Source organism: Streptomyces sp. NBC_00234, from assembly GCF_036195325.1.
Taxonomy (GTDB): Bacteria; Actinomycetota; Actinomycetes; order Streptomycetales; family Streptomycetaceae; genus Streptomyces.
Genome location: NZ_CP108101.1, coordinates 726,596 through 748,349, shown reverse-complemented (window position 1 = coordinate 748,349; position 21,754 = coordinate 726,596). Strand labels below are relative to the sequence as shown.

The window sequence follows — 21,754 nt, the reverse complement described above, 5'->3', positions numbered from 1 at the left end:
CCGTGTACCGAATCGTCTGCCAGCTCAGGCGGTACACGTCCTCCGGCCGCTCGGTGCCCCCCACCGAGCGGCGGACCGGACGTGGCGGTGCACGGTGGCGCGCCATTCCATGTCCCGCCCAGGTGGGATTGCGGGCCGCGCCCCTAGGGGCGGCTAGGGGTTGGCCGCCCCTCGGCACACTCAGTAACGTCGCTATCGGTGAATCGGCTCTTATGGCCGGATGCTTTCCCTGGCGATGCTCGCTGCATTTCCTGGCATTCGGAATTCCTGAGCCAACGTGAACTCTTTCGGTCGTGGACCAATTCAGTGGGGTGACTGGTGAGCAGCGAGGAGAAACTTCTCGACTATCTCAAGCGAACGACTGCTGAGCTACGGGACGTCCGAAAGCGCCTCACGGACAAGGAACAGCACGACACCGAGCCGATCGCTATCGTGGGGATGGCCTGCCGCTATCCCGGCGGTGTGGAATCCCCCGAGGATCTGTGGCGATTGGCGGCGGAAGGCCGGGACGCGGTATCCGCATTCCCGCAGGACCGTGGCTGGGACACCGATCATCTGTACGACCCCGAGCAGGGCAAGCCGGGGAAGACCTACACGAAGGACGGCGGATTCCTGCACGGGGCCGCCGGCTTCGACCCGGCCTTCTTCGGGATCAGCCCCCGGGAAGCCCACGACATGGACCCACAGCAGCGGCTGCTGCTGGAGGTGTCGTGGGAAGCGATCGAGCGGGCGGGCATCGTTCCGTCGACGCTGGCGGGCTCGCGAACGGGTGTGTTCGCGGGCGTGATGTACCACGACTACACGGACGTCGGCGCGACCGGATCCATCGTGTCCGGGCGGGTGGCGTACACGCTGGGTCTTGAGGGGCCGGCGGTGACGATGGATACGGCGTGTTCGTCGTCGTTGGTGGCGTTGCATTCGGCGGTGCAGTCTCTGCGGTCGGGGGACAGTTCGCTGGCGTTGGTGGGTGGCGTGACGGTGATGGCGACGCCGGAGACGTTTGTGGAGTTCAGTCGTCAGCGTGGGTTGGCTGCGGACGGTCGGTGCAAGTCGTTCGCGGCGGCGGCCGATGGCACGGGCTGGGGCGAGGGCGTCGGCGTCCTCCTGGTGGAGCGCCTCTCCGATGCGCGGCGCAACGGTCACCCGGTGCTCGCGGTCGTACGCGGCTCGGCCGTCAACCAGGACGGTGCCAGCAGCGCACTTACGGCCCCGAACGGACCCTCGCAGCGCCGCGTCATCCAGGAAGCACTGCGGAACGCCCGACTGACCACCAGAGATGTGGATCTGGTGGAGGCGCACGGTACGGGTACGACTTTGGGTGATCCGATCGAGGCGCAGGCGCTGCTGGCCACCTATGGGCAGGATCGGGCTGAGGGTCGGCCGTTGTGGCTGGGTTCGGTGAAGTCGAACATGGGTCATACGCAGGCTGCTGCTGGTGTGGCGGGGATTATCAAGGTTGTTCATGCGATGCGGCATGGTGTGTTGCCGAAGACATTGCATGTGGATCGTCCGTCGGATCAGGTGGATTGGTCTGCGGGTGCGGTGGAGTTGTTGACGGAGGCCCGTGAGTGGCCTGAGACGGATGGTCCGCGGCGGGCTGCGGTGTCGTCGTTCGGGATCAGTGGCACGAACGCGCATGTGGTTTTGGAGCAGGTGGTGGAGGAGTCCGCCGCTGTTGTTGGTGTGCCGGTGGTGGATGGTCCGGTGGTGCCGTGGGTGGTGTCGGGCCGGAGTCCGGAGGCGTTGTGTGATCAGGCCGGGCGTCTGCTGGATCAGGTGGTGGGTGCGTCTGAGATACGTCCGGTGGATGTCGGCTTCTCGTTGGTGACGTCACGTGCGGGGTTCGAGCATCGGGCTGCTGTCGTGGGCGGGACGCGAGAGCAGCTGGTCGAGGGGCTGCGGACGCTGGCGGCGGGCGGTTCGAACGGCGTTGCCGTCGGTGCTGTGCGCGCGGGGAAGTCCGCCTTCCTGTTTACGGGTCAGGGTGCGCAGCGGGTGGGGATGGGACGTGAACTCCACGGTGCGTTCCCGGTGTTCGCTGAGGCGTTTGATGCGGTGGTCGCGGAGCTCGATGGCCATCTGTCGGGGTCGTTGCGTGATGTGGTGTGGGGTGAGGATGCGGGTGTTCTGGAGCGGACGGAGTTCACTCAGCCGGCGTTGTTCGCCTTCGAGACCGCCCTGTTCCGTTTGCTGGAGTCGTGGGGTGTGCGTCCCGACTTCGTTGCCGGGCATTCGGTGGGTGAGCTGACAGCCGCGCACGTGTCGGGTGTCCTGTCCCTCGCTGATGCGGCGAGGCTGGTGGCTGCCAGGGCGCGGCTGATGCAGGCGCTTCCGGAGGGTGGCGCGATGGTCGCCGTCCGGGCGTCGGAGGACGAGGTCCTTCCGTATCTGACCTCGGACGCCGTGAGTATCGCGGCCGTGAACGGTCCGGACGCGGTGGTGATCTCCGGTGCCGAGGACGAGGTGCTGGAGGTTGCGGCTCGCTTTGAAGAGCTGGGGCGTAAGACGAGTCGTCTGCGGGTCTCGCACGCGTTCCACTCGCCGTTGATGGAGCCGATGCTGGCCGAGTTCCGCGCCGTCGCCGAGAGTGTGACGTTCGGGGTGCCTCGTATCCCGGTGGTCTCCAACGTCACCGGTGAGCTTGCTACTTCGGACGATCTGCGCACTGCCGAGTACTGGGTGCGTCACGTCCGCGAGGCCGTGCGCTTCGGAGACGGCATTCGTACGCTGTCCGAGTCAGGGGTCTCCGTATTCCTGGAGGTCGGCCCCGACGCCGTCCTCACTGCCATGGCACAGAATGCCCTCGCCGACACCGCAGATGATGACGTGGTGTTCGTGCCCGGTCTGCGTCGTCAGCAGAGCGAGTCCGAGGCATTGGTCACCGCGCTGGCGCGGCTGCACACCGTCGGCCACGCAGTCGACTGGTCGGCTTTCTACGCGCCCACCGGCGCCCGCCGCGTCGACCTGCCCACGTACGCCTTCCAGCACCAGCACTACTGGTCGCTCCCCGCAGTCGCCGGGGGTGATCCGGAATCGCTGGGTCTCGTGCCGGCGGACCACCCCGTCCTGGGCGCGGCCGTTGGTCTGCCCGACGGGGGAGTGGTCTTCACCGGACGTCTCTCCCTCACCACCCAGCCCTGGCTTGCTGATCACAGTGTGCTGGGCAGTGTGCTGGTGCCGGGGACGGGTTTGGTGGAGCTGGCCATCCGTGCGGGTGAGGAGGTCGGGTGCGGCCTGCTGGAGGAACTGACTCTTCAGGCGCCCTTGACCCTGCCCGACACCGAGGCGTTGCAGGTCCAGGTCGTGGTCGGGGCTCCGACCGATGACAGTGCACGTGCGGTGAGTGTGCACTCTCGGCCGGAGGGCGACCGGGAGCTCCCGTGGACTCTGCACGCTGAGGGTGCCCTCCTGCCGCAGGCACCCGCACCCGATTTCGATCTGGTGGCGTGGCCGCCGGCTGGTGCCGTGTCGGTGCCTGTCGTGGGTGCGTATGAGCGGCTGGCGGATCAGGGGTATGGGTATGGCCCGGTGTTCCAGGGGCTGAAGGCTGTCTGGACGCGGGGTGAGGAGATCTTCGCCGAGGTCGCCCTTCCCGACGAGGCCCGTGACGATGCCGGCCGGTTCGGTCTGCACCCCGCTCTGCTCGACGCCGCCCTCCACTCGGTCCTCCTTACCGGCGAGGGCGAGACCGTACTGCCGTTCTCGTGGACGGGTGTGTCGCTGTTCGCGGCGGGTGCGTCGGTGGTGCGGGTGCGGATTGTGCGGGGTGGTAAGGGTCAGCTGGGGTTGGAGGTGGCTGATGGTGCGGGTGCGCCGGTGCTGTCGGTGGGGTCGTTGGTGGCGCGTGAGGTGTCTGCCGAGCAGTTGAGTGCGGGTGGGCGTGGGGCTGCTGGTGGTTCTTTGCTGGCGGTTGAGTGGGGTGTGGTTGCTGAGGGTTCGGCGGCCAATGGTGTGGGTGTGGGTTCGTTTGTGTGGTGGGAGGACGTTGCGGGTGGTGGTGAGGTGGGTGCGGATGCGGTGGTGTTCGCCGTCCCGGAGGCTCCAGCGGATGCGCTTGGGGAGGGTGTTCCGGGGGCGTTGCGGGGTGCTGTTGGTGGGGTTTTGGGTGTGGTGCAGGGGTGGTTGGCGGATGAGCGGTTTGCTGATTGCCGGTTGGTGATTGTTACGCGTGGTGCGGTGTCGGTGGATGGTGGTGGGGTGTCTGATCTGGCTGGTGCTGGGGTGTGGGGTCTGGTTCGGGCGGCTCAGGCGGAGAATCCGGGGCGGATTGTTCTGGGTGATGTGGATGGTTCTGCTGGTGCGGTGGAGTTGGTGGTTGGTTGTGGTGAGCCCGAGGTGGCGGTGCGTGAGGGCCGGGTATGGGCTCCGCGTCTGGTGCGTTCGGCTACGGGTCCGGTGTCGGTTGATGGTGCTGGGTCGTTTGGTGACGGCACGGTGCTGGTGACTGGTGGTACGGGTGGGTTGGGTGCGTTGGTGGCCCGGCATCTCGTCGCGGCGCACGGGGTACGGGATCTGCTGCTGGTGAGTCGTCGGGGGCTGCGGGCTCCGGGGGCTGAGGAACTGGTCGCGGATCTGGAGGCGGCCGGGGCGCGTGTGTCGGTGGCGGGTTGTGATGTCGCGGACCGTGCTGCGCTGGCAGCGGTGCTGGACCGGGTTGTTCTGACGGGTGTGGTGCATGTTGCTGGTGTGCTTGATGACGGTGTGATCGGTGCGATGACTCCGGAGCGTATGGACGGGGTGCTGGCACCGAAGGCGGACGCGGCTTGGCATCTGCATGAGCTGACGGCGGGGATGGACCTGTCGGCGTTCGTGCTGTTCTCCTCGGCCGGCGGCCTGGTGCTGGCAGCAGGGCAGGCGAACTACGCTGCGGCGAACTCCTTCCTCGACGGACTGGCGACCGCTCGCCGGGCACAGGGTCTGGCAGCGGTGTCCATGGCCTTCGGTCTCTGGAACGTCGACACCGGGATGAACGACCAGGCCGATGAGGCCGCTGAGCACATGGCCCGCCAGGGCTTCCCCGCCCTCAGCGTGGAGCAGGGGCTGGAACTGTTCGATGCCGGTCTGTCCGCGGGCGGTCCGCTCGTGGTGCCGTTGCCCCTGGACCAGGCCGTGTTGCGTCGGCGCGGAGACGGGCTGCCTCCACTGCTGCGTGGGCTCGTACGTCTTCCTGTACGGCGTGCGGCCGGCGACCGGGGCCTGCCGTCCGGTCTGGCTGCGCAACTGTCGGGTCTGCCTCACGAGGAGCGGGCACGGCTGCTGCTGGACGTGGTGCGGGAGCAGGTCGCCGGTGTGCTCGGACACGCCACTGTCGACGCCGTCGAAGCGGACCGCGCCTTCAAGGATCTGGGCTTCGACTCGCTCACGGCCATCGAGCTCCGTAACCGCGTCAACGCTGCTACCGGCCTGCGGCTGCCGGCGACCTTGGTCTTCGACTACCCCAGCGCACGGTCGGTGGCGGCGTTCGTCGACACCCAGCTGACAGGGAGCGGAGGCGCACAGGCGACGGGCTCCGCGGTCCTGCGCCCGACGGTCCTGGACGACGACCCGATCGTCATCGTCGCGATGGCCTGCCGCTACCCGGGCGGTGTGGAATCCCCCGAGGACCTGTGGGATGTGGTCGCCGGGGGCCGCGATGTGGTGTCGGCATTCCCCGACAACCGTGGCTGGGACACCGGACGGCTGTACGACCCCGAGCCCGGGAGGCTCGGGAAGACGTACACCAAGGACGGCGGATTCCTCCACGAAGCGGGCGAGTTCGACCCCGGGTTCTTCGGGATCAGCCCCCGTGAGGCGTACGAGATGGACCCCCAGCAGCGGCTGCTGCTGGAGGTGTCGTGGGAGGCCATCGAGCGCGCCGGAATCGATCCGGGCACGCTCAAGGGATCGCGCACCGGTGTCTTCGCCGGACTGATGTACCACGATTACGCGGGCGTCAGTGCCGGTGGAAGCCTCGTCTCCGGTCGGATCGCCTACACGCTGGGCCTGGAGGGCCCGGCCGTGACGGTCGACACCGCCTGCTCCTCTTCCTTGGTCGCCCTGCACTCGGCGATCCAGTCCCTTCGGTCCGGCGACTGCGACCTGGCACTCGCCGGCGGCGTCACCGTCATGACCACGCCCCAGATGTTCGTCTACTTCAGTGAGCAGCGTGGGCTGGCGGCGGACGGTCGTGCGAAGTCGTTTGCTGCGGGTGCGGATGGGACGGCGTGGGGTGAGGGCGCGGGGATGCTCCTCGTGGAGCGGCTTTCCGATGCGCGTCGCCTGGGTCATCCGGTGGTTGCGGTGGTGCGGGGTTCGGCGCTGAACCAGGACGGGGCGAGCAACGGATTCTCTGCCCCGAACGGCCCGTCGCAGGTACGCGTCATTCGGCAGGCCCTCGCCAATGCGGGTCTGACCGGCGCCGATGTGGATCTGGTGGAGGCGCACGGTACGGGTACGACGCTGGGTGATCCGATCGAGGCGCAGGCGTTGCTGGCGACGTACGGCCAGGAGCGGCCCGAAGGACGACCGCTGTGGCTGAGCTCCATCAAGTCCAACATGGGCCACACCCAGGCCGCCGCCGGCGTGAGCCAGGTGATCAAGGCCGTGCAGGCAATGCGGCATGGTGTGTTGCCGAAGACGTTGCATGTGGATCGTCCGTCGGATCAGGTGGATTGGTCTGCGGGTGCGGTGGAGTTGTTGACGGAGGCCAGGGAGTGGCCTGAGACGGATGGTCCGCGGCGGGCTGCTGTGTCGTCGTTCGGGATCAGTGGCACGAACGCGCATGTGGTTTTGGAGCAGGTGGTGGAGGAGTCCGCCGCTGCTGTTGTGCCGGTGGTGGATGGTCCGGTGGTGCCGTGGGTGGTGTCGGGCCGGAGTCCGGAGGCGTTGCGTGATCAGGCCGGGCGTCTGCTGGATCAGGTGGTGGGTGCGTCTGAGATACGTCCGGTGGATGTCGGCTTCTCGTTGGTGACCTCGCGTGCGGGGTTCGAGCATCGGGCTGCTGTAGTGGGCGGGACGCGAGAGCAGCTGGTCGAGGGGCTGCGGACGCTTGCGGCGGGCGGTTCGAACGGCGTTGCCGTGGGTGCTGTGCGCACCGGTAGATCCGCGTTCCTGTTCACGGGTCAGGGTGCGCAGCGGGTGGGGATGGGCCGTGAACTCCACGGTGCGTTCCCCGTGTTCGCTGAGGCTTTCGATGCGGTGGTCGCGGAGTTGGACGGCCACCTGTCGAAGCCGCTGCGGGATGTGGTGTGGGGTGAGGACGCGGGTGTTCTGGAGCGGACGGAGTTCACTCAGCCGGCGTTGTTCGCGTTCGAGACCGCCCTGTTCCGTCTGCTGGAGTCGTGGGGTGTGCGCCCCGACTTCGTCGCCGGGCACTCCGTCGGTGAACTGACAGCCGCGCACATAGCGGGAGTTCTCTCACTGGCAGATGCGTCGAGGCTGGTTGCCGCGCGGGCTCGGCTGATGCAGGCGCTTCCGGAGGGCGGCGCGATGGTCGCTGTCCGGGCGTCGGAGGACGAGGTCCTTCCGTACCTGACCTCGGACGCCGTGAGTATCGCGGCGGTCAATGGTCCGGATGCGGTGGTGATCTCCGGTGCCGAGGACGAGGTCCTGGAGGTTGCGGCTCGTTTCGAGTCGGAGGGTCGTAAGACGAGTCGTCTGCGGGTCTCGCACGCGTTCCACTCGCCGCTGATGGAACCGATGCTGAAGGAGTTCCGGACGGTCGCGGAGAGCGTCGAGTACGGCGAGGCCCGTATCCCCGTCGTCTCCAACGTCACCGGCGAGCTGGCCACTTCGGACGATCTGCGCACTGCCGAGTACTGGGTGCGTCACGTCCGCGAGGCCGTGCGGTTCGGCGATGGTGTTCGTGCGCTGTCGGCTGCTGGGGTCTCGGTGTTCCTGGAGGTCGGTCCCGACGCCGTACTGACCGCGATGGCACAGAACTCCGCGTCCGACGCGGTGTTCGTGCCCGGCCTGCGTCGCAACCAGAGTGAGCCCGAGGCTCTGGTGACAGCGCTCGCGCGGCTGCACACCGTCGGCCACGCACCGGACTGGGCCGCGTTCTACGCGCCCACCGGTGCCCGCCGCGTCGACCTGCCCACCTACGCCTTCCAGCGTCAGCACTACTGGTCGCTCCCCGCAGTCAGCGGGGGTGATCCGGAGTCGCTGGGTCTCGGCGCGGGAGGGCATCCGCTGCTGGGCGCGGCGGTGACCTTGCCGGACGGCGGAGTTGTCTTCACCGGCCGCCTCTCCCTCAACTCCCATCCCTGGCTTGCCGAGTACAACATCCTGGGCAGCGTGCTGGTGCCGGGGACCAGTTGGGTGGAGCTGGCGCTTCGCGCAGGTGACGAGGTCGGGTGCGCGCTGCTGGAGGAGCTGAGGCTTCAGGCACCGTTGGTCGTTCCCGAGAACGCTGCCGTGCAGTTCCAGGTGGCAGTCGGCGCAGCCGAGGCACCCACCGACCGTCGCAGCATTGCCGTTCACTCCCGTGTGGAGGGTGATCCGGATGCGACGTGGACGGTGCATGCGGAGGGGACGCTGATGCCGCAGGCATCCGCTCCCGATGTCGACCTGGTGGTGTGGCCGCCGCCCGGTGCTGTGTCGGTTCCTTTCGATGCGGTGTATGAGCAGCTGGCAGATCAGGGGTACGGGTACGGACCGGGGCTCCAGGGGCTGAAGGCTGTCTGGACGCGGGGCGAGGAGATCTTCGCCGAGGTCGCCGTGCCCGACGAAGCCCGGGAGGACGGTGGCCAGCCAGGGCTGCACCCCGCTCTCCTGGAGGGTGGCCTGCAGGCTGCCCTGCTGGTGGGCGAGGCCGGGACCGGTGGCACGCCGAGGATGCCGTCCGAGTGGAGCAAGGTGGCCCTGTATGCCACGGGCGCGGACGAGCTTCGCGTTCGACTGGTACGTGACGACTCCGGTTATGCGATGGATGTCACCGACATCGCCGGCTCACCTGTGTTCTCAGCAGCATCGCTCACCACTCGCCCACTGGACCTGAAGCAGCTGCGGACCAAGGCTTCCACGACCGATTCCCTGCTGGCGGTTGAGTGGGGTGTGGTTGCTGAGGGTTCGGTGGCCAATGGTGTGGGTTCGTTTGTGTGGTGGGAGGACGTTGCGGGTGGTGGTGAGGTGGGTGCGGATGCGGTGGTGTTCGCCGTCCCGGAGGCTCCAGCGGGTGTGTCTGGGGAGGGTGTTCCGGGGGCGTTGCGGGGTGCTGTTGGTGGGGTTTTGGGTGTGGTGCAGGGGTGGTTGGCGGATGAGCGGTTTGCTGATTGCCGGTTGGTGATTGTTACGCGTGGTGCGGTGTCGGTGGATGGTGGTGGGGTGTCTGATCTGGCTGGTGCTGGGGTGTGGGGTCTGGTTCGGGCGGCTCAGGCGGAGAATCCGGGGCGGATTGTTCTGGGTGATGTGGATGGTTCTGCTGGTGCGGTGGAGTTGGTGGTTGGTTGTGGTGAGCCCGAGGTGGCGGTGCGTGAGGGCCGGGTATGGGCTCCGCGTCTGGTGCGTTCGGCTGCGGGTCCGGTGTCGGTTGATGGTGCTGGGTCGTTCGGTGACGGCACGGTGCTGGTGACCGGTGGCACCGGTGGGTTGGGTGCGTTGGTGGCCCGGCATCTCGTGGCGGCTCATGGGGTAAGCGACTTGTTGTTGGTGAGTCGTCGGGGGCTGCGGGCTCCGGGGGCTGAGGAGCTGGTCGCGGATCTGGAGGCGGCTGGGGCGCGTGTGTCGGTGGCGGGTTGTGATGTCGCGGACCGTGCTGCGTTGGCAGCGGTGCTGGATCGGGTTGTTCTGACGGGTGTGGTGCATGTTGCTGGTGTGCTTGATGACGGTGTGATCGGTGCGATGACGCCGGAGCGTATGGACGGGGTGTTGGCGCCGAAGGCTGTTGCGGCTTGGCATCTGCATGAGCTGACGGCGGGGATGGACCTGTCGGCGTTTGTGATGTTCTCGTCGGTGGCTGGGTTGTTGGGTGGCCCGGGGCAGGCGAATTATGCGGCGGCGAATGCGTTTTTGGATGCGTTGGCTGTGGTGCGGGTGGCTGGTGGTTTGCCGGGTCGGTCGTTGGTGTGGGGGCCGTGGGTCGGTGTTGGTGGGATGGCTGACCGGTTGTCGGTCGGTGATGTGGAGCGGTTGGCTCGGCAGGGTTTCCCGGCGCTGGGTGCGGTTGAGGGTCTGGAGTTGTTCGACGCGGCGATGAGCGTGGATTCGGGTGTGGGTGGGGCGGTGATGGTGCCGTTGCCGTTGGATCTCGTGGCGTTGCGGTCCCAGCCGGCCACCGTTCCCCACCTCCTCCGCCACATGGCTCGTGTCTCCTCCCGGAGCACGGTCGGCGGAGGCGCGACCCTCGCAGGACGGCTGTCCGGACTCGGTCCGGAGGAGCGGGAGCGGTTGCTCCTGGACGTGGTGCGGGAACAGGTCGCCGGCGTACTCGGCCATGCCACGGCCAACGCCATCGAGGCGGACCGGGCCTTCAAGGAACTCGGTTTCGACTCACTGACAGCCGTCGAATTCCGAAACCGCCTCAACATCGCCACCGGACTGGAGCTCCCCCCCACCCTGGTGTTCGACTACCCGACCGCCCGCGACGTGGCCGTACAGCTCCAGGAGTCGCTGGCACCCCGCGATGCCGACGGTTCCCAGCAGCTGATCGGCGAGGTCGAGCGCCTGGAGGCTGCTCTCGCTGCCGCCTCGCTCATGGACGGTGGGCGCGCTCAGATCACGGCGCGCCTGGAAACCCTGCTGCGCCGCTGGAACGCGGCCCAGCCCGATGCGGCGACGGCCGAGGACGAGCCGGATCTCAGCACCGCTTCCGACGACGAGCTGTTCGACCTGCTCGACAACGAACTCGGCCATTCCTGAGAGCTCTTCTCAGTCCTCATATGAACTTCCTCCGAGATTGGGTATGACGACGATGGAGAACGACGCCAAGCTCCGGGAATACCTCCGGCGAGCCACCACCGACCTGCGCCAGGTCCGCCGCAAGCTGCGGGAGGCCGAGACCAGGGAACACGAGCCGATCGCCATCGTTGCCATGAGCTGCCGTTTCCCCGGCGGCGCCGGATCCCCCGAGGATCTGTGGGACCTGGTCGCGGCAGGTACGGACACCATCGCCGACTTCCCGGCCAACCGTGGCTGGAACGTCGACGACATCTACGACCCGGAGCCGGGAAAGCCGGGCAAGAGCTACGCGAAGACCGGCGGATTCCTCTACGACGCCGATGAGTTCGACCCGGAGCTGTTCAAGATCAGCCCGCGCGAGGCGGAGGACATGGATCCGCAGCAGCGGCTGCTGCTCGAAGCCTCCTGGGAAAGCCTCGAGCGCGCGGGGATCGACCCCTCTTCGCTCAAGGGCAGCCGAACCGGCGTGTTCGCCGGCGTCGTCTACCACGACTACGCCAGCGTCACGACTGCCGGCAGCCTGGTGTCCGGCCGGGTGGCCTACACCCTTGGCCTGGAGGGCCCGGCCGTCTCGATCGACACGGCCTGTTCCTCCTCACTGGTCGCGCTCCACCTCGCGATCCAGTCACTGCGCCGCGGCGAGTGCTCCCTCGCGCTCGCGGGGGGCGTCACCGTGATGTCCACCCCTGACGTGTTCGCCTACTTCAGCGAGCAGCGCGGCCTGTCGCCCGACGGCCGCTGCCGCGCTTTCGCCGCCGACGCGAACGGTACGGGTTGGGGCGAGGGCGTCGGCGTCCTCCTGGTGGAGCGGCTGTCGGACGCCCGGCGCAACGGTCACCCGGTGCTCGCCGTGGTACGCGGCTCGGCCGTCAACCAGGACGGCGCCAGCAACGGCATGACCGCACCCAACGGTCCCGCCCAGCGACGCGTCATCCAGGACGCCCTGAACTCGGCTGGGCTCACACCCTCCGACATCGACGCGGTCGAAGCGCACGGTACGGGTACGACGCTGGGTGACCCGATCGAGGCCCAGGCGTTGCTGGCGACGTACGGCCAGGACCGGCCGGAAGGCCGGCCGCTTTGGTTGGGCTCAATCAAGTCCAACATCGGTCACGCCCAGGCCGCCGCCGGCGTCGCCGGTCTGATCAAGATGGTCCAGGCGATGCAGCACGGGGTGCTGCCGAAGACGCTGCACGTGGCGGAGCCGTCGCCGAAGGTGGACTGGTCCGCGGGCGCGGTGGAGCTGCTGGCGGAGGCCCGGGACTGGCCCGAGACGGGTGGCCCGCGGCGGGCTGCGGTGTCGTCGTTCGGGATCAGCGGTACGAACGCGCACGTGATCATCGAGCAGGCGCCGGAAGAGGAGCCTGCCGAGAGTGACGGGGCGGAGGAGGTGCCGGCCTCTGCTCTGGAGCTTCCGGTGCATGCCTGGGCGCTCTCGGCCGCCGGCGTGGACGCGTTGAAGGCGCAGGCCGCCCGTCTGCTGGCACAGGTGGTGGAGGCGCCCGGGATACGTCCGGTGGATGTCGGCTTCTCGCTCGCGACTTCGCGCGCAGTGCTGGACCACCGCGCTGTGGTCGTCGGCCGCGACCGCGGTGAACTGCTGGCCGCCTTGGGTGTGTTGGCGGACGGTCGTGAAGGTCCGGGTGTGGTGCGGGGGACTTCACGTTCTGCTGGGGCTCTGGCCACCCTCTTTACGGGTCAGGGTGCGCAGCGGGTCGGTATGGGCCGTGAACTGCACAGCGCGTTCCCCGTGTTCGCTGAGGCGTTCGACGCGGTGGTCGCGGAGCTGGACGGCCACCTGCCCAAGCCGGTGCGTGATGTGGTGTGGGGCGAGGATGCGGCGGTGCTGGAGCGGACGGAGTTCACGCAGCCGGCGCTGTTCGCCTTCGAGACCGCCCTGTTCCGTCTGCTGGAGTCGTGGGGTGTGCGTCCCGACTTCGTCGCCGGGCATTCGGTGGGTGAGCTGACCGCCGCGCACGTGTCGGGTGTCCTGTCCCTCGCTGATGCGGCGAAGTTGGTGGCTGCCAGGGCGCGGCTGATGCAGGCCCTGCCTGCTGGTGGTGCGATGGTCGCCGTCCGGGCGTCGGAGGACGAGGTCCGTCCCTACCTGACGTCGGATGCGGTGAGCATCGCGGCCGTGAACGGTCCGGATGCGGTGGTGATCTCCGGAGCCGAGAAGGACGTCCTGGAGGTTGCGGCTCGTTTCGAGTCGGAGGGTCGCAAGACGAGTCGTCTGCGGGTCTCGCACGCGTTCCACTCGCCGCTGATGGAACCGATGCTGAAGGAGTTCCGGGCGGTTGCGCAGGGCGTGACGTTCGAGGAGCCGCGCATCCCGGTGGTCTCCAACGTCACGGGTGAGCTCGCGACTTCGGACGATCTGCGATCGCCCGAGTACTGGGTGCGCCACGTCCGCGAAGCTGTCCGTTTCGGGGACGGTGTCCGTACGCTGTCGGCTGCCGGGGTCTCCGTGTTCCTGGAGGTCGGCCCCGACGCCGTCCTCACCGCGATGGCGCAGAACGCCCTGGCCGACAGTGGAGACGGTGACCCGGTGTTCGTGCCCGGTCTGCGTCGTCAGCAGAGCGAGCCCGAGGCGCTGGTCACGGCCCTGGCACGGCTGCACACCGTCGGCCACGCTCCGGACTGGGCCGCGTACTACGCGCCCACGGGTGCCTCCCGCGTCGACCTGCCCACGTACGCCTTCCAGCGTCAGCACTACTGGCTGCCGGACCGTGCAGTCGCGGGAGCCGCCGCTGCCGGTCTGCACGCGGCCGAGCACCCCCTGCTCAGTGCGATGGTGATGCTTGCCGACGCCGACGGCGCCGTGTTCACCGGCCGGCTCTCCGTCGGTTCGCACCCCTGGCTGGCCGATCACGTGATCGGCGAGTCGGTCCTCTTCCCCGGAACGGGGTTCGTCGAGCTGGCCATCCGAGCGGGGGACCAGGTCGGCTCGCCGGTTCTCGACGAGCTGGTGATCGAGGCACCGCTGGTCCTGCCCGCCCATGGATCGGCGCAGGTACAGGTGGTCGTCCGGGCTCCCGATGCCGTCCACGGCAGTCGCTCGGTGGGTGTCTACTCGCGTGCCGGTGACGCGGACGCCGATGCTCCGTGGATGCGCCATGCCAGTGGGATGCTCGCGTCCGCCGCCGCAGCCCCTGCCCCGAGCGACGGGTCCGTGCTGCAGGAGTGGCCGCCGGCCGGTGCCGAACCACTGGATCTGGACGGGCTGTACGAGGGGCTCGCCGAATCCGGAATGGTGTACGGGCCGGTCTTCCAGGGGCTCACCGCCGCCTGGCGACACGGCAACGAGATCTACGCCGAGGCCACGCTTCCCGAGCACGCCCGCAGCGAGGCGGAGCGCTTCGGTCTCCACCCCGCTCTGCTCGACGCGGCGCTCCACGCGGTCGCCCTGACCGACGCGGTGGGCCAGGGCCCGACCCTGCCGTTCACCTGGTCGAAGGTGGCCCTGCACGCCTCTGGCGCTGCGTCGCTGCGCGTGCGGCTCGTCCCGGGTGAGTCCGGTGGCGGGAGTGTCGCGGTGAGTGTCGAGACCACCGATGTCGAGGGTCGGCCGGTTGCCACCGTCGGCTCGTTGGCTCTGCGCCGCATCTCCGATGCACAACTGGCAGCCGCAGCAGCCACGTTCCACGACTCTCTCTATCAACTGGACTGGGTGAGGCTGCCGTCGGCCACCGAGCCGCAGGCCCTCACCATCGGGACCTGGGAGGAGCTGGATCGCGGCGCCCCCGTCCCGGATGTCGTGATACTTGAGGCAGTCCGTCCGGACGCCACCGCACCCGCGACCGTCGAGGAAGCCTCGGACGTCGCCGACCCCGAACCCACCGCCGACCCCGCACGCTCTGCCGACTCCGCCGATGCAGTTCACGCGACAACGCATCGTGTACTGGCGGCCGTTCAGGAGTGGCTGGCCGACGCCGACGGGCGATTCGACGCGTCACGTCTCCTGGTTGTCACCCGCGGAGCCGTCTCCGTCGCCGGCCCGGAGAGCGGGCCGGGCGACGCCACTGCCTCGGACAGCACCACCGGCACAGGGCTGGGACTGGGCGGTCTCATGGGCGCTGCGGTCGCAGGGCTGGTCCGTTCCGCGCAGATGGAGAACCCGGGCCGCATCCTGCTCGCCGACCTGGACGCCACAGCGGCCCCCCAGTCGATCGGCGCCGCCGTCGTCGCCGCGGGGGAGGACAACGTCGCGATCCGCGACGGCGTTCTGCACGCCGCACGGCTGACGCGGGCCACGGCCAACGCCGCGGGCACCGGATCGACCTCTGGAACCACCCCGGCGTCGGCCGGCACCCCGACCGACGCCGACGTGCCACCCGTCACCGACGGTGGAGCCTTCGGGGACGGCACGGTCCTCGTGACCGGTGGCACCGGAGGCATCGGTGCACTCGTCGCCCGCCGTCTGGTGGTGGACCACGGTGTACGCAGCCTGCTGCTCACCAGCCGGCGAGGCCCGGACGCCCCGGGCGCTGCCGAGCTCCGGGACGAACTCACCGCGCTCGGCGCGGAAGTGACCGTCGCGGCCTGTGACGTGGCGGACCGCTCGTCTGTCGCCACACTCCTGGAGCAGGTCACGCTGACCGGTGTGGTGCACGCGGCGGGAGTGCTCGACGACGGTGTCGTCGCCTCCCTCAATCCGGAGCGCATCACCACGGTGTTCCGTCCCAAGGTGGATGCCGCGTTGCACCTCCACCACCTCACCGCAGGGCAGCCGCTTGCGGCGTTCGTCCTGTTCTCCTCCTTCGCCGGACTGCTCGGCGCACCCGGGCAGGGCAGCTATGCGGCGGCCAATGCTTTCCTGGACGCTCTGGCCGTCCACCGTCGCGCCCAGGGCCTGCCTGCGCAGTCGCTGGCCTGGGGGCTGTGGGAGCTGTCCGGAGGCATGGCCGGTGAGCTGGACACCGCCGACCGCGCCAAGATCTCCCGAGGTGGGATCTCCCCTCTCACCACCGACGAAGGTCTGGCGCTCTTTGGCGCGGCCCCCTCGGTGGACCGTGCCCTCGTCGTGCCGACCGCCCTCGACCTGCCCGGACTGCGGGCCCAGGGCGATGCACTGCCCGGCCTGTTCCGCGCGCTGGTACCGACGGCCCGGCGCAGCGCGGCAGCTGCCGGCGCAGGCTCGGACTCGCTGCGGCGCCGTCTGGCCGGTCTGTCGGCGCAGGAGCGGCAGGACCTGCTGCTCGGCCTGGTTCAGGAACGCGCCGCGGTCGCCCTTGGCTACTCCGGGGCCCAAGCGGTCGAAGCTGATCGGGCATTCCGTGATCTCGGGATCGACTCCCTCGGCGCACTCGAACTCCGTAACAGCCTCGGCGAGGAGACCGGTCTCCGGCTCCCGGCGACGGTGATCTTCGACTATCCGAACCCGCTGTCGCTCGCCCGCTACCTGCTGGGCGAACTCTCCGGAGTTACGGAGGACGTGCGAGCCGTCAGCGTCGGCACCGTCACGGACGACGATCCGATCGTGATCGTGGGCATGGCCTGCCGCTACCCCGGTGGTGTGGAGTCCCCCGAGGACCTGTGGAACCTCGTCGTCGAAGGCCGGGACGGGATCACGTCCTTCCCGACCGACCGCGGCTGGCGGGTCGACGAGCTCCTCGACCCGACCGGCACGCGGCCGAACACGAGCTATGTGGGTCAGGGCGGGTTCCTCCACAGGGTTGCCGAGTTCGACCCGGACTTCTTCGGGATCAGCCCGAACGAGGCGTTGATCATGGACCCGCAGCAGCGGTTGCTGCTGGAGGTGTCGTGGGAGGCATTCGAGAACGCGGGCATCGTCCCGTCGACGCTGGCGGGTTCGCGGACGGGCGTGTTCGCGGGTGTGATGTACCACGACTACGCGGCCAACAGCGGGACGGGCGCCATCGCGTCGGGCCGCATCTCCTACGTCTTCGGTCTTGAGGGGCCGGCGGTGACGGTGGATACGGCGTGTTCGTCGTCGTTGGTGGCGTTGCATTCGGCGGTGCAGTCTTTGCGTTCTGGGGATTGTGATTTGGCGTTGGTGGGTGGGGTTGCGGTGATGGCGACTCCGGAGACGTTTGTGGAGTTCAGTCGTCAGCGTGGGTTGGCTGCGGATGGGCGTGCGAAGTCGTTTGCTGCGGGTGCGGATGGGACGGCGTGGGGTGAGGGTGCGGGGATGCTCCTTGTGGAGCGGCTTTCCGATGCGCGTCGCTTGGGTCATCCGGTGGTTGCGGTGGTGCGGGGTTCGGCGCTGAATCAGGATGGTGCGAGTAATGGTCTGACGGCTCCGAATGGTCCGTCGCAGGTGCGGGTGATTCGGCAGGCGCTCGCGAATGCGGGTCTGACGGGTGCCGATGTGGATTTGGTGGAGGCGCACGGTACGGGTACGACGCTGGGTGATCCGATCGAGGCGCAGGCGCTGCTGGCCACCTATGGGCAGGATCGGGCTGAGGGTCGGCCGTTGTGGCTGGGTTCGGTGAAGTCGAACATGGGTCATACGCAGGCTGCTGCTGGTGTGGCGGGGATTATCAAGGTTGTTCATGCGATGCGGCATGGTGTGTTGCCGAAGACGTTGCATGTGGATCGTCCGTCGGATCAGGTGGATTGGTCTGCGGGTGCGGTGGAGCTGTTGACGGAGGCCAGGGAGTGGCCTGAGACGGATGGTCCGCGGCGGGCGTCTGTGTCGTCGTTCGGGATCAGTGGCACGAACGCGCATGTGGTTTTGGAGCAGGTGGTGGAGGAGTCCGCCGCTGTTGTTGGTGTGCCGGTGGTGGATGGTCCGGTGGTGCCGTGGGTGGTGTCGGGCCGGAGTCCGGAGGCGTTGCGTGATCAGGCCGGGCGTCTGCTGGCGCAGGTGGTGGGTGCGTCTGAGATACGTCCGGTGGATGTCGGCTTCTCGTTGGTGACCTCGCGTGCGGGGTTCGAGCATCGGGCTGCTGTCGTGGGCGGGACGCGGGAGCAGCTGGTTGAGGGGCTGCGTGCGCTGGCCGGCGACGGGCGGGATGGTTCGGTGTTCCGCGGCGCGGCCAGGTCCAGGCCGAAGACGGCGTTCTTGTTCACGGGTCAGGGTGCGCAGCGGGTGGGGATGGGCCGTGAGCTGTACGGCGCGTTCTCCGTGTTTGCTGAGGCTTTCGATGCGGTGGTCGCGGAGTTGGACGGCCACTTGTCGGGGTCGTTGCGGGATGTGGTGTGGGGTGAGGACGCGGGTGTTCTGGAGCGGACGGAGTTCACTCAGCCGGCGTTGTTCGCGTTCGAGACGGCGTTGTTCCGTCTGTTGGAGTCGTGGGGTGTGCGTCCCGACTTCGTCGCCGGTCACTCGGTGGGTGAACTGACAGCCGCGCACATAGCGGGAGTTCTCTCGCTGGCTGATGCGTCGAGGCTGGTTGCCGCGCGGGCTCGGCTGATGCAGGCGCTTCCGGAGGGTGGCGCGATGGTCGCTGTCCGGGCTTCGGAGGATGAGGTCCTTCCGTACCTCACGTCGGACGCCGTGAGTATCGCGGCGGTGAACGGTCCGGACGCGGTGGTGATCTCCGGAGCCGAGGACGAGGTCTTGGAGGTTGCGGCTCGCTTTGAAGAGCTGGGCCGTAAGACGAGCCGACTGCGGGTCTCGCACGCGTTCCACTCGCCTTTGATGGAGCCGATGCTGAAGGAGTTCCGGACGGTCGCGGAGAGCGTGACGTTCGGGGAGCCGCGTATCCCGGTGGTCTCCAACGTCACGGGTGAGCTGGCTACTTCGGGTGATCTGGGTTCTGCCGAGTACTGGGTGCGTCACGTCCGCGAGGCGGTGCGGTTCGGTGATGGTGTTCGTGCGCTGTCGGCTGCGGGGGTCTCGGTGTTCCTGGAGGTTGGTCCCGACGCCGTACTGACCGCGATGGCACAGAACTCCGCGTCCGATGCGGTGTTCGTGCCCGGCCTGCGTCGTCAGCAGAGTGAGCCCGAGGCTCTGGTGACCGCGCTGGCGCGGCTGCACACCGTCGGCCACGCACCGGATTGGGCCGCGTTCTACGCGCCCACCGGTGCTCGCCGCGTCGACCTGCCCACGTACGCCTTCCAGCACGAGAGCTACTGGCTCGACACAGTCGACTACTGGTCGAACGCATGGGCTGGGAGCGGTGGTTCGCTGGAGTCCGCTGGAGTCGGCACGGTTGATCACCCGCTGCTGAGAGCCGCGGTCATGCTTCCGGATTCCGGTGGGCTCGTCATGACGGGGCGACTCTCGTTCGCCGCGTCGCCTTGGCTGGCTGATCACAGTGTTCTGGGCAGTGTGCTGCTGCCGGGGACGGGTTTGGTGGAGCTGGCCGTCCGTGCGGGTGAGGAGGTCGGGTGCGGGCTGTTGGAGGAGCTGACTCTTCAGGCGCCCTTGACCCTGCCCGACAGCGAAGGGCTCCAGGTCCAGGTCGTGGTCGGGGCTCCGGCCGACGACGGTGCGCGCGCGGTGAGTGTGTACTCGCGGCCGGAGGGCGACCGAGACATCCCGTGGACTTTGCACGCTGAGGGTGTGCTCCTGCCGGAACCGCCGACCGCTGACTTCGATCTGGCGGTGTGGCCGCCGGCTGGTGCGGTGTCGGTGCCGGTGGAGGGTGCGTATGAGCGGTTGGAGGGTCTGGGTTATGAGTACGGTCCGGTGTTCCAGGGGCTGAAGGCTGTCTGGACGCGGGGTGAGGAGATCTTCGCCGAGGTCGCCCTTCCCGACGAGGCCCATGACGATGCCGGCCGGTTCGGTCTGCATCCTGCTCTTCTTGATGCTGCGCTTCATTCGGTGTTGTTGTCGGGTGGTGAGGGGGAGTCGGAGCCGGTGTTGCCGTTCTCCTGGAGTGGTGTGTCGTTGCATGCGGTGGGGGCTGTCGAGGCGCGGGTGCGGGTGGTGCGCTCGGGTGGCAGTGATGTGTCGGTGTGGCTTGCTGATGGTGCGGGGCGTCCGGTTGCTTCGGTGGGGAGGCTGGCGTCGCGTCGGGTCTCCGCGGAGCAGTTGGCTGCTGGTGGGCGTGCGTTCCATGACGGGTTGTTCCGTCTCGACTGGCTCCCCGCCACCGCCACCGCCACCTCCGTCCCTGTTTCTGCTTCGGCTTCTGTTTCTGGGGGTTGGGCGTTGTGGGAGGACGTGGTTGGTGGTGATGGGGTGGTGCCGGGTGTGGTGGTGTTGCCCTGTGGTGGTGTGGGGTCGGGTCCTGGTGTGGTGCGGGATGTGGTGTCGGGTGTGTTGGGTGTGGTGCAGGAGTGGTTGGAGGGGGAGCGGTTCGCTGACAGCCGGCTGGTGATCGTCACTCGGGGTGCGGTGTCGGTGGATGGTGGTGATGTGTCGGATCTGGCTGGTGCTGCGGTGTGGGGGTTGGTGCGTTCCGCGCAGGCGGGTGCGCCGGACCGGTTCGTTCTCGCTGATTTTGGTGAGGGGACGGGTCTGGAGGATGGTCTTGCGGTGGTGGCTTCGGTTGGTGAGCCGCAGGTGGTGGTGCGTGAGGGTGTGGCTCGGGTGGCCCGGCTGGGTCGGGTGGCCGTTGATACGTCGGTAACTCTGGCTGGAGGCGCGAGTTCGTCGGCGACCGGGGAAGTTGTTGGTTCGTCGGTGGGTGGTTTTGGTTCGGGTGCGGTGTTGGTGACGGGTGCGTCTGGGTTGTTGGGTGGGTTGGTGGCCCGGCGGTTGGTGTCGGTGTTCGGGGTGCGTGAGTTGGTGTTGGTGAGTCGTCGTGGTGGTGGTGCTGCGGGGGCTGGTGCGTTGGTTGCGGAGTTGGAGGCGGCTGGGGCGCGGGTGGTGTTGAAGGCGTGTGATGTGTCGGATCGGGATGGTCTGGCGAAGGTGTTGGCGGATCATCCGGTGTCGGGTGTGGTGCATCTGGCGGGTGTGTTGGATGACGGTGTGATCGGTGCGATGACGCGGGAGCGGTTGGGTCGGGTGTTGGCGCCGAAGGTGGATGCGGCGTGGCATTTGCATGAGTTGACGGCGGGGATGGATCTGTCGGCGTTCGTGATGTTCTCTTCGGCGGCTGGTGTGCTGGGGAATGCGGGGCAGGCGAACTATGCGGCGGCGAATACGTTCTTGGATGCTCTTGCGGCTCATCGTCGTGCGCGGGGTCTGCCGGGCAAGGCTTTGGCGTGGGGGTTGTGGTCTGCGGGGGATGGGATGGGGGGTGAGTTGTCGGGGGCTGATCTGCGGCGGATGAAGCAGGTCGGTATCGAGGGGCTGACGGCCGAGCGTGGCCTGGAGTTGTTCGATACGGCGTTGGGTCTCGATGATCCGGCTCTGGTCCCGATCCAGCTCGACCTGCCCACCCTCCGACAAGCCGCCGACAACCTCCCCGAAATCTTCCGAGTGCTCTCCCAGGGCAGCACCACCAGCCGGAAGAGGCGCGAGGCTGTCAGCAAGGCCGGCCCTGCCCTGGCCGAACGGCTGGCCGGTCTGCATGCCGATGCACGTTCCGCACTGGTGCTGGAAGTGGTCCGCGCCGAGGCGGCGGCCGTGCTCGGGCACGCGGGGCCGGAAGCCATCCACCCTGAACGCGCCTTCCAGGAGCTCGGGTTCGATTCCCTCAGCGCTGTGGAGTTCCGTAACCAACTCAACGTGGTCACCGGGCTCAGACTGCCACCGACGCTGATCTTCGACTATCCAAGCCCGGAGGTGGTGACCGCCCACCTGCTCACGGAACTGGCCCCCGATGCAGCGGGCCCGGACCAGACCGACGAGGACGAGCAGGTCCGCCGCATTCTGCAGACCATCCCCATCAACAGGCTCCGCGATGCCGGACTGATGCGCAGCCTCCTGGAACTGGGTGGAGTGCAGGCACCCGAGGGGGTGGGCGACGGCGACGACGCCGGCGGATCGATCGATGAGCTGGACGCCGAGAGCCTGATCAGCATGGCGCTCGACGAGTTCGAACTGGACGGCCCGACCGCGGAAGCAGGTAGCTGA

At 68.3% G+C, this 21,754-nt stretch carries 1 protein-coding gene and 1 pseudogene; both read left to right on the top strand.

Annotated elements, in window-relative coordinates; genetic code table 11:
- Positions 1–330: 330 nt before the first annotated feature.
- Positions 331–10,836 (top strand): annotated as a pseudogene (locus OG230_RS03175) (type I polyketide synthase); the annotation flags it as partial.
- A gap of 37 nt (positions 10,837–10,873) precedes the next feature.
- Entirely contained in the window at positions 10,874–21,754 is a 10,881-nt protein-coding gene (locus OG230_RS03170) for a type I polyketide synthase (RefSeq protein ID WP_443051482.1), read from the top strand.